Genomic DNA, 9,823 nt, shown 5'->3' on the forward strand with positions numbered 1-9,823 from the left:
CGTATGTATCAAAAATAACATTATCTGCAACATGTTGAAATATCGCCCTTTTATCAATTTGATGCGTGTTTTTCTCCATAGGTTATATATGTCCACATTCGGACTTAGGGGAAAGAATAATTGAACCATTCGTCTGTAACGCAGCATAATCATTAGCGCGAAACATAATATGTTTTCTATGCATTGATAATTGATGGATCAACTTATTACGTCCCTGAGGAGGGATGACAAATGCACTCCTGGAAAAAGAAACTTGTAGTATCACAATTAGCATTGGCTTGCACTCTGGCTATCACCTCTCAGGCTAATGCAACTACTTATAATACATTCGGGTATCACGATGACGCAGTCACTCTATTCAATTGGGGCGACAATACTAAAACTGATCACGACTATTTGACGTATGGTGGCTATGTATACGACCATGCGGCTGATGGTTATTTTGATACTGTATTTAGTGGCGATACCGTTAATGGTGTAATTTCTACTTATTATCTGAATCACGACTATGGAACAGATACCGCTAATACTCTGAATATTACGAACTCAAATATTCACGGTATGATTACTTCCGATCAGATCGGATACGGTGATTACGTCTGGACCAACGGTAGCGATTATACTGGTCATGATTGGGTAGATGGCGATATTTTCACTCTGAACATCGCGAACTCAACAATTGACGATGATTTTGATGCATTCTACTTCAATGATACTTATCTGGATGCAGACGGTAAAACGTCTAAAACAGATTATGATCGTCTGGTAACAGCTGCTCTTGGCACCGCTGTAACTCTGGATGTTGAAAGTAACATCAATATCAGCAACAACTCCCATGTTGCAGGTATTACTCTGGTTCAAAACGATTTAGGTAATGCGACTTACAATACTGAAGGTCATCAGTGGGACAACAATATCGTTGTTAATAATTCCACTGTAACTTCAGGTTCGCTCTCAGAAGACGAACAATCAGATCGTGGTCATTTTGGCAACTCTGTTGAGCCAAGCGACTATGGTAATGGTGCATCAGGTGCTGATGATGTTGCATTAGCCTTCATAGATGATGACACTTCTGATTATCGTATGGTCAACAACGTTACATTCAACAATTCTCAGTTGCTTGGCGACGTTGTATTTGACAGTACCTGGAACGCTAACTTTGACGCGACGGGTCACCTGATTGACAACTCTACCACTGCTTACACTCATGGCGGTTGGGCTACTGACGATCAGAACGTCGATCACCTGAACCTGACTCTGAACAACACCAAATGGGTTGGTTCAGCGAATATTGATTATGACGTTGTTGTTGCTGACGAAGCCTTCTACGACGTTGCGCCAAACAGCCTGAACCCGTACGCTTCTTACTCTGAAGATGGCTGGAATCGTGTTGATAACGCTAACGCATTCCAGAGTGGCGTATTCGATGTTGTTCTGAACAATGGTTCTGATTGGGAAACCACGAAAGATTCTCTGATCGATACCCTGGCTATCAACAGCGGTTCTCAGGTTAACGTGAGTGCAGATTCTTCCCTGACTTCCGACACCATCACTCTGAACGGTAGTTCTTCAATGGAAGTTAACGGTGAAGTTAACACTGATCACCTGATCATTGATACCTTCTCTACTGTTAACTTCGGTGAAGATACTGCTTCAGCTTGGACATCTGCACCGCTGTACGCCAACACCATTACCGTTACTAACGGTGGTGTGCTGGATGTAAACACCAACATGAATGACATCTCCAGCGTATTTGCAACTGATACTCTGGAACTGACCAGTGGCAACGTTAAAGATAACAACGGTAATGTTTACGCAGGTGTGTTTGACATTCATAGTAATGACTACATCCTGAATGCAGACCTCGTCAACGATCGTACCAACGACACCAGCAAAGCTAACTATGGTTATGGTGTTATTGCGATGAACTCTGATGGTCACTTGACCGTTAATGGTAACAACGACATTAATAATGGCGACGAAGTTGACAACAGCTCTGTTGACAACGTTGTAGCTGCAACCGGTAACTACAAAGTTCGTATCGACAACTCCACTGGTGCTGGCGCGATTGCTGATTACGCAGGTAAGCAGCTCATCTATATCGATGATACCAAAACCAACGCGACCTTCTCTGCTGCTAACAAAGCTGACCTGGGTGCATACACCTATCAGGCTGAACAGCGCGGTAACACCGTTGTTCTGCAACAGATGGAGCTGACCGACTACGCTAACATGGCGCTGAGCATCCCGTCTGCGAACACCAATATCTGGAACCTGGAACAAGACACCGTTGGTACTCGTCTGACCAACTCTCGTCATGGCCTGGCTGATAACGGCGGCGCATGGGTAAGCTACTTCGGTGGTAACTTCAACGGCGACAACGGCACCATCAACTATGATCAGGATGTTAACGGCATCATGGTCGGTGTTGATACCAAAATTGACGGTAACAACGCTAAGTGGATCGTCGGTGCGGCTGCAGGCTTCGCTAAAGGTGACATGAATGACCGTTCTGGTCAGGTGGATCAAGACAGCCAGACTGCCTACATCTACTCTTCTGCTCACTTCGCGAACAACGTCTTTGTTGATGGTAGCTTGAGTTACTCTCACTTCAACAACGACCTGTCTGCAACCATGAGCAACGGTACTTACGTTGACGGTAGCACCAACTCCGACGCTTGGGGCTTCGGTTTGAAAGCCGGTTACGACTTCAAACTGGGTGATGCTGGTTACGTGACTCCTTACGGCAGCATTTCTGGTCTGTTCCAGTCTGGTGATGACTACCAGCTGAGCAACGACATGAAAGTTGACGGTCAGTCTTACGACAGCATGCGTTATGAACTGGGTGTAGATGCAGGTTATACCTTCACCTACAGCGAAGACCAGGCTCTGACTCCGTACTTCAAACTGGCTTACGTCTACGACGACTCTAACAACGATAACGATGTGAACGGTGATTCCATCGATAACGGTACTGAAGGGTCTGCGGTACGTGTTGGTCTGGGTACTCAGTTCAGCTTCACCAAGAACTTCAGCGCCTATACCGATGCTAACTACCTCGGTGGTGGTGACGTAGATCAAGACTGGTCCGCGAACGTGGGTGTTAAATATACCTGGTAATATTCTTCACTCCGAAGAAATTCTGGTAATTTAATCTAAATAATGCCCGTCAAGGATTTGACGGGCATTACTGCAAAGGACGCGCAAATGTTATCTGTAGTTAAACCTCTTCAGGAATTTGGTAAGCTCGATAAATGTTTGTCCAGATACGGTACGCGCTTCGAGTTTAATAATGAAAAGCAAGTTATATTTTCCAGTGATGTCAATAGCGAAGATACTTTCGTTATTTTAGAGGGCGTTATCTCTCTGCGTAGAGAAGAAAACGTACTTATCGGTATTACCCAGGCTCCTTATATTATGGGGCTGGCTGATGGTTTAATGAAAAACGATATACCATACAAATTAATATCAGAAGGAAATTGTACGGGATATCATCTACCAGCCAAACAAACCATTACGCTTATTGAACAAAATCAACTCTGGCGAGACGCTTTTTACTGGTTAGCCTGGCAAAATAGAATTCTGGAATTACGCGACGTGCAGCTCATTGGGCATAATTCCTACGAACAAATCCGCGCAACATTATTATCAATGATTGACTGGAATGAAGAATTGCGCTCACGTATTGGTGTGATGAATTATATCCATCAACGTACACGCATATCGCGTTCTGTCGTCGCAGAAGTTCTCGCTGCTTTGCGTAAAGGCGGCTATATCGAAATGAATAAAGGCAAACTGGTCGCTATCAACCGTTTGCCTTCAGAGTATTAATCAGGATGCGGGGATAACCAACGGTTTATTCCCGCTTAGCTCGGTCACCAGATCATTGATGCCATCGCTCATATTTTTAAAGCGCGTCAACGGCGAACGAGTGACCACCACAAACGCGCCAATATTCTTCTGCGGGATCATCGCCATATAGGTAATGAAACCGCCACCACCTCCTGTCTTCTGAATAATCCCCGGACGACCCTCTTTCGGGGCCATATATACCCAGCCTAAACCAAGCGCATCCGCTTTGCCGGGGACATCCATGCCAATCACTTTCGTAAACTGCGCGCGCTGATAAATCAACGTCTGCATGCGATCTGCCTGGTTACTGCGCTGATAAAAATCAGATGACAAATACTGCTGCATCCAGCGCATCATATCGCCAGGCGTGGAATAGACGCCGCCGCTGCCAATTGCCGCCAGCGTGTTATTGCACGGACTGGCACCGCGCTCAGCAACCATTAAACGGCGGCACTGATCCGGTGAGGGGGTGTAGGTGGTGTCTTTCATCCCCAATGGACGGGTAATCTGCTCTTCAAACAACTGGGTATAAGGCTTGCCGGACGCATTCGCCAGTGCATCTGCCAGCAGGTCGAACGCAAGGTTAGAGTACGCCGCCTGACTGCCTGGCGCGGCTTTCAGCTTCGCCGTAGAAAGGTATTTCCAGCGTTGCTCGCGCGTTGGCCAGACAAACACCGGACGATGTGCCGCGCCACCGGGCTGTTCACGGGGCAGGGCGCTGGTATGGGTTGCCAGATTCACTAGGGTAATGGGCGTCCCATTGTAGGTTGGCACGCGTGCGCCTGGCGGAGCATATTTACTTAGCGGATCGTTTAACTTCACGGTCCCCTGGTCGAGCAATTTCACCAGCATTTCACTGGTCATTAGCTTGGTGAGGGAAGCAATACGCACGACCGAATCCAGCTGCGGGCGAACGTTATTACCAGGTCGCGTTTCGCCATAACTGCGAAAGACGCGCTGGTTACCGTCGATAACAACCAGCGCCATCCCCGTGGCACCGCTGCCGTAAAAAATATGATCGGCATAACGATCGACAATATCAGAGGCAAACTCCGGTTCAGTGATCGGCTGCGCCGCATGGACGGAGGTCAATGACGCCGCACACAGCACGGCAGAAAAAAGCAGACTACGTTTCAACGGTGGTGTCCATAGATTGAATGAAGGTAACTGAGCGTATTTATACTACTCATTGATGGATTGCAAAGGGCGAATTAGTGCAATAATAGTGTTAAAAACGTAACGGCGCGTAAACACGATCTTTTTCCTGCTCACCAATGCCTGCATTTGCGATCCTGCGCGTGTTAATCCGCTTATGTAAACAATCTTTGGTTTGTGAAATCCGTCGAAACAATTCTTATGGTCAGGCTGGCGAACTAAGCGCCTTGCTATGGGTCACAATGGGCGGTTTCATTTGGCTGACGCTTTGTAGCGGTCATGCGGTTAATACACAGCAGTTGTTAAAACGATAAGAAGTTAGCAGGAGTGCATATGTTTAAGTCTTTTTTCCCAAAGCCGGGAGCGTTTTTTCTCTCGGCCTTTGTTTGGGCATTGATTGCCGTTATCTTCTGGCAAGCCGGTGGGGGTGACTGGGTGGCGCGTATCACCGGCGCTTCCGGGCAGATCCCGATTAGAGCCGCGCGTTTCTGGTCGTTGGATTTCCTGATTTTTTACGCTTACTACATTGTTTGCGTAGGACTTTTTGCATTTTTCTGGTTTATCTACAGCCCGCACCGTTGGCAATACTGGTCAATACTCGGTACTGCACTGATCATCTTCGTCACCTGGTTTTTGGTGGAAGTCGGGGTCGCCGTCAACGCCTGGTATGCACCGTTCTATGATCTGATTCAAACCGCGCTAAGTTCGCCGCATAAAGTCACTATCGAACAATTTTACCGCGAAGTGGGCGTCTTTCTGGGGATTGCGCTGATCGCGGTGGTGATCAGTGTACTGAACAACTTCTTTGTCAGTCACTATGTGTTCCGCTGGCGTACGGCGATGAACGAATATTACATGGCGAACTGGCAACAACTGCGTCATATCGAAGGTGCCGCACAGCGTGTGCAGGAAGACACCATGCGTTTTGCTTCAACGCTGGAGAATATGGGCGTCAGTTTTATCAACGCCATCATGACGTTGATCGCCTTTCTGCCGGTGCTGGTAACGCTCTCCGCGCATGTGCCGGAGCTGCCGATTATCGGGCACATTCCGTATGGTCTGGTGATTGCCGCTATCGTCTGGTCGCTGATGGGGACCGGATTGCTGGCAGTGGTAGGGATCAAACTGCCGGGGCTGGAGTTTAAAAACCAGCGAGTAGAGGCCGCCTACCGTAAAGAGCTGGTTTATGGTGAAGACGATGCCACGCGCGCGACGCCGCCTACGGTACGCGAGCTGTTTAGCGCCGTACGGAAAAACTATTTTCGCCTCTATTTTCACTATATGTATTTCAACATCGCCCGCATTCTCTATTTGCAGGTCGATAACGTTTTCGGTTTGTTCTTGCTGTTTCCGTCAATTGTTGCCGGTACGATTACGCTCGGCCTGATGACGCAGATTACCAACGTTTTTGGTCAGGTTCGCGGTGCTTTCCAGTACCTGATTAACTCATGGACCACACTGGTTGAGTTGATGTCTATCTACAAACGTCTGCGCAGCTTTGAACATGAGCTGGATGGTGACAAAATTCAGGAAGTAACCCATACCTTGAGCTAAAAAGGAGAAGTAATGTCGCGCGTCAATCATCTATCTTCGCTGTCATTGTTGGCGGTTCTGGTTTTAGCGGGGTGTAGTAGTCAGGCTCCGCAACCGTTGAAAAAGGGCGAAAAAGCGATAGATGTAGCGAGCGTCGTGCGGCAGAAGATGCCTGCGAGCGTGAAAGACCGCGATGCCTGGGCGAAAGATCTCGCCACCACCTTTGAAAGTCAGGGGCTGGCACCGACGCTGGAAAACGTCTGCTCGGTGCTGGCGGTGGCGCAGCAGGAGTCAAATTATCAGGCAGATCCGGCCGTTCCGGGCTTAAGCAAGATCGCCTGGCAAGAGATTGACCGTCGTGCTGAACGGATGCACATTCCTGCTTTTCTGGTTCATACCGCGCTAAAAATCAAATCGCCAAACGGCAAAAGTTATAGCGAACGGTTAGATTCGGTGCGTACAGAAAAGCAATTGAGCGCGATTTTTGACGATCTGATCAGCATGGTACCAATGGGGCAGACGCTGTTTGGTTCGCTTAATCCTGTGCGCACCGGTGGGCCGATGCAGGTCAGCATTGCTTTTGCCGAACAGCATACCAAAGGGTATCCGTGGAAAATGGACGGTACAGTTCGTCAGGAAGTCTTCAGTCGCCGCGGCGGGTTGTGGTTTGGTACTTACCATTTACTGAATTATCCCGCCAGCTATAGCGCACCGATATACCGCTTTGCTGATTTTAACGCTGGCTGGTACGCCAGCCGTAATGCCGCGTTTCAGAACGCAGTCAGTAAGGCCAGCAGCGTGAAGCTGGCACTGGACGGTGATTTAATTCGTTACGACAGTAAAGAACCCGGGAAAACCGAACTGGCAACGCGCAAACTGGCGGCAAAACTGGGGATGAGCGACAGCGAAATTCGCCGTCAGTTAGAGAAAGGTGACAGCTTCTCTTTTGAGGAGACGGCGCTGTACAAGAAAGTTTATCAACTTGCCGAAGCGAAAACGGGTAAATCACTACCCCGCGAAATGTTGCCTGGCATTCAACTGGAAAGCCCGAAAATCACCCGCAACCTGACTACGGCCTGGTTTGCGAAGCGCGTAGACGAACGGCGGGCGCGTTGTATGAAACAGTGATCAAACAGGAATGTCATGCCAGATAAGGCGTTTTAGGCCGTATCTGGCAACGTAAATCTTACTGGCGGCGATGTCGCCAGTGCAGCCATAGCGCCACCACTGCAAAAATGAGGCAGCCTACTAAAAACGGGATCAGCCCGAAAATGGTGCCGACACCTAAACCAATTTCCACCCGTGGGCGACCTGTTTCCTGGACCTGCATTAAACGCTCATAGACGCCGGGCGCATGCACTAACAGGTTCAGCAATTGCGCCCCAGCCCAAAAGCAAAACAGCACAAACAACGCATAGGCAATGTTGCCAGGCGTTGAAGAGGCATTGCGATATTTTCCGCTAAACAGCGATTTTGACAGGGTGAAATCAGCCATAAAAACCTCCGGAAGTCATCTGCTTCTCTTCTGGTGTGATACCAGCGGCTTATGGCAAGTCTGACAGGTCATTTAGATTGTCAATATCAGAATCATGGTAAATTGATGTTGGGAATATTCCCGAAGCGTGAATCTTCGTTGTGAGTCACAAAATGGCAACCTTAAGTTAAATTTATTAACAATTACAAAAATGTTGTCTACACCACAGACGGTTGTTACAGAATATGCAAGGATGTTGTTTTTCGTTAACGGAGCTGCCATGAATCTGCCTGTAAAAATCCGCCGTGACTGGCACTACTATGCGTTCGCCATTGGCCTTATATTCATTCTTAATGGCGTGGTGGGGCTACTGGGATTTGAAGCAAAAGGTTGGCAGACCTATGCCGTCGGTCTGGTGACGTGGGTGATTAGTTTCTGGCTGGCGGGGTTGATTATTCGTCGTCGCGATGAAGAAACTGAAAACGCCCAATAAGAATATTATCGGGCGTTAAAATATTACATTGTGGTTTTCAATGCGTTATCCGCAGCGTGACGCTCCAGCGCCAGCTCAATCAAACGTGTGATCAGATCGGTGTAACCCAGACCGCTGGCTTGCCACAGCTTCGGATACATACTGATGTTGGTGAAGCCAGGCAGTGTGTTGATCTCGTTGATCACCACTTCGTTCTCTGGGGTTAAAAACACGTCTACACGCGCCATGCCTGCGCATCCCAACGTCTGATAAGCCTGAACGGCAATCGCCCGGATCTTATCGTTGATCTCTGGTGCAATGGCTGCCGGAACTACCACTTTCGCGCCATCTTCGTCAATGTACTTGGTGTCGTAGGCATAGAAATCGCTGGTGAGTACGATCTCGCCACAGGTGCTGGCTTGCGGATTGTCGTTGCCCAGAACTGCGCATTCGATCTCACGACCTTTGATCCCTTGCTCAACGATCACTTTATGATCGAACTCGAACGCCAGATCGACGGCAATTGCGTACTGTTCTTCACTGGTTACTTTGCTGACACCAACAGAAGAGCCCTGATTAGCCGGTTTTACAAACAGTGGTAACCCCAGTTTAGACTCCACTTCGGCAAAACTGATGTTGTGACGATTAGCGCGCGTCAGAGTAATAAATGGCGCAATGTTCAGCCCGGCATCGCGTAGCAGACGTTTGGTGACATCTTTATCCATACAGGCTGCTGAAGCCAGAACATCAGAACCTACAAACGGTAAATTGGCGACCCGCAGCATTCCCTGCAAGGAACCATCTTCGCCCAGCGTACCGTGGACAATCGGGAAAATGACATCCACCGTCGGCAACGGCTGACCGTTTTGCGCGTCGATAAGCTGATGCTCATGTTTACCTGGCACCTGCGCAAGGCTGGTCGCCGAAGGGCGTAACGCAATATGGGCAGGATCGTCTGCATTTAGCAGATAATTGCTGGCATCGCTGACGTGCCATTGCCCTTGTTTATCAATGCCCAGCAGCACAACGTCGAAGCGACTTTTATCAATGGCATCGACAATGTTTTTTGCCGATTGCAGAGACACTTCATGTTCCGCTGATTTACCACCAAAAACGATTCCTACCCGCAGTTTTTCCATCTTAAAAACCTATCCCGTCTAACACAAAGTGCATACATTACCACGACAAAACGGGGGATTCGCGGCCTTCTGAAAGATTGTTGCAATCTTCTGCTGACGAAGCGTGCAACGTACTGGTGAAGAAAGTGCGTTATCTCAAAGATGTGCGCAAGATCACAAAAATGATGAACGGGAAGCTAATTTATTCCTGGCTTAAAT

9 protein-coding genes are annotated in these 9,823 nt (G+C 48.3%); 6 read left to right on the plus strand and 3 right to left on the minus strand.

Annotation, left to right across the window (positions count from 1 at the left end; genetic code table 11):
• Positions 1–231: 231 nt before the first annotated feature.
• Positions 232–3,120 carry an autotransporter outer membrane beta-barrel domain-containing protein gene (locus tag E0D98_RS18270; protein ID WP_000556545.1) on the plus strand — a complete coding sequence of 963 codons (2,889 nt, stop codon included), beginning with the start codon at positions 232–234 and terminating at the stop codon, positions 3,118–3,120.
• An 87-nt stretch (positions 3,121–3,207) separates the two neighbouring features.
• Entirely contained in the window at positions 3,208–3,831 is a 624-nt protein-coding gene (gene iprA, locus E0D98_RS18275) for a hydrogen peroxide resistance inhibitor IprA (RefSeq protein ID WP_001295817.1), read from the plus strand.
• On the opposite strand, the gene ampH is transcribed toward iprA, so the two are convergent.
• A complete protein-coding gene (gene ampH, locus E0D98_RS18280) occupies positions 3,832–4,989 on the minus strand; it encodes a D-alanyl-D-alanine-carboxypeptidase/endopeptidase AmpH (RefSeq protein WP_000830741.1) in 1,158 nt (385 codons plus the stop codon).
• 351 nt (positions 4,990–5,340) lie between these two features.
• Between ampH and sbmA the strand changes: the two genes are divergently transcribed.
• Complete coding sequence (sbmA, locus tag E0D98_RS18285; RefSeq protein ID WP_131890809.1) at positions 5,341–6,561, plus strand: peptide antibiotic transporter SbmA; 1,221 nt, start codon at positions 5,341–5,343, stop codon at positions 6,559–6,561.
• A gap of 12 nt (positions 6,562–6,573) precedes the next feature.
• Positions 6,574–7,668, plus strand: coding sequence for a surface-exposed outer membrane lipoprotein YaiW (gene yaiW / locus E0D98_RS18290; RefSeq protein ID WP_000092045.1), 1,095 nt, complete (start codon positions 6,574–6,576; stop codon positions 7,666–7,668).
• A gap of 58 nt (positions 7,669–7,726) precedes the next feature.
• On the opposite strand, the gene E0D98_RS18295 is transcribed toward yaiW, so the two are convergent.
• A complete protein-coding gene (locus tag E0D98_RS18295; protein WP_000763151.1) occupies positions 7,727–8,035 on the minus strand; it encodes a YaiY family protein in 309 nt (102 codons plus the stop codon).
• Positions 8,036–8,294: 259 nt separating this feature from the next.
• Here E0D98_RS18295 and E0D98_RS18300 point away from each other — a divergent pair, with 259 nt between their 5' ends.
• Entirely contained in the window at positions 8,295–8,507 is a 213-nt protein-coding gene (locus E0D98_RS18300; RefSeq protein WP_001295334.1) for a DUF2754 domain-containing protein, read from the plus strand.
• A 23-nt stretch (positions 8,508–8,530) separates the two neighbouring features.
• Here the strand turns inward: E0D98_RS18300 and ddlA are convergent, their stop codons facing one another.
• Complete coding sequence (gene ddlA, locus E0D98_RS18305; RefSeq protein WP_000413677.1) at positions 8,531–9,625, minus strand: D-alanine--D-alanine ligase; 1,095 nt, start codon at positions 9,623–9,625, stop codon at positions 8,531–8,533.
• A gap of 77 nt (positions 9,626–9,702) precedes the next feature.
• Between ddlA and E0D98_RS27970 the strand changes: the two genes are divergently transcribed.
• On the plus strand, positions 9,703–9,823 hold a 121-nt coding region (locus E0D98_RS27970; protein ID WP_240723740.1), incomplete at its 3' end, for a hypothetical protein.

This window comes from Escherichia sp. KCJ4928 (assembly GCF_004352695.1).
Classification (GTDB): Bacteria; Pseudomonadota; Gammaproteobacteria; order Enterobacterales; family Enterobacteriaceae; genus ECMA0423.

Excerpts from the sequence above, each read along its gene's own strand:
- E0D98_RS18270 (WP_000556545.1), top strand. The coding sequence starts at position 232 with ATGCACTCCTGGAAAAAGAAACTTGTAGTATCACAATTAGCATTGGCT.
- iprA (WP_001295817.1), top strand. The coding sequence starts at position 3,208 with ATGTTATCTGTAGTTAAACCTCTTCAGGAATTTGGTAAGCTCGATAAA.
- sbmA (WP_131890809.1), top strand. The coding sequence starts at position 5,341 with ATGTTTAAGTCTTTTTTCCCAAAGCCGGGAGCGTTTTTTCTCTCGGCC.
- yaiW (WP_000092045.1), top strand. The coding sequence starts at position 6,574 with ATGTCGCGCGTCAATCATCTATCTTCGCTGTCATTGTTGGCGGTTCTG.
- E0D98_RS18295 (WP_000763151.1), bottom strand. The coding sequence starts at position 8,035 with ATGGCTGATTTCACCCTGTCAAAATCGCTGTTTAGCGGAAAATATCGC.
- E0D98_RS18300 (WP_001295334.1), top strand. The coding sequence starts at position 8,295 with ATGAATCTGCCTGTAAAAATCCGCCGTGACTGGCACTACTATGCGTTC.
- ddlA (WP_000413677.1), bottom strand. The coding sequence starts at position 9,625 with ATGGAAAAACTGCGGGTAGGAATCGTTTTTGGTGGTAAATCAGCGGAA.